Source organism: Streptococcus sp. 32226D021BW (assembly GCF_053545015.1).
This window is the reverse complement of the sequence record NZ_JBPPVC010000041.1, coordinates 1-567: the sequence shown is the minus strand read 5'-3', so window position 1 is coordinate 567 and position 567 is coordinate 1. Positions and strand designations below refer to the sequence as shown.

The 567-nt window shown below is 30.5% G+C and carries 1 protein-coding gene; it reads left to right on the top strand.

Features of this window, described 5'->3' with window-relative positions; all coding sequences use genetic code 11:
• Positions 1 to 254 precede the first annotated feature (254 nt).
• Positions 255 to 567: nucleotidyltransferase domain-containing protein (locus ACEE44_RS10335; RefSeq protein WP_449172168.1), on the top strand; the 313-nt coding region annotated here is incomplete at its 3' end.

The window sequence follows — 567 nt, the reverse complement described above, 5'->3', positions numbered from 1 at the left end:
ATACAGGTTTTAGCATTGCTCCAATTTATTTGGAGTGTAAGTGCGCATTTCATGATAATGCGCACTTATACTCCTAAAAAGGTGTCGTGCTAAAACCGAAAATTGCGTGTTATAATCCAATATGCTTATTTTGCATTTTAAGGGGGTATTTAGAGCAAACTCTATATTTATATATGTTTCTTAAAACGCAAATATCAAGACAAGAAGAAACTCGTTTTCAACTCGTTTCAAATTCCTAAATTAGGAGGGGTAAAATGAAAATTGATAATGTAACAGAAAAGGATTTATTTTATATTTTAGACTTATTTGAAAAAATGGAAGTAATTCATTGGTTAGATGGAGGCTGGGGCGTAGATGTATTAACTGGAAAACAACAAAGAGAACACAGAGATATAGATATAGATTTTGACGCTCAACACACTCAAAAAGTTATAAAAAAATTAGAAGATATAGGATACAAAATAGAAGTTGATTGGATGCCTTCACGTATGGAACTTAAACATAAAGAATATGGATATTTAGATATTCATCCTATAAATTTAAATGATGATGGTTCCATTACTCAAG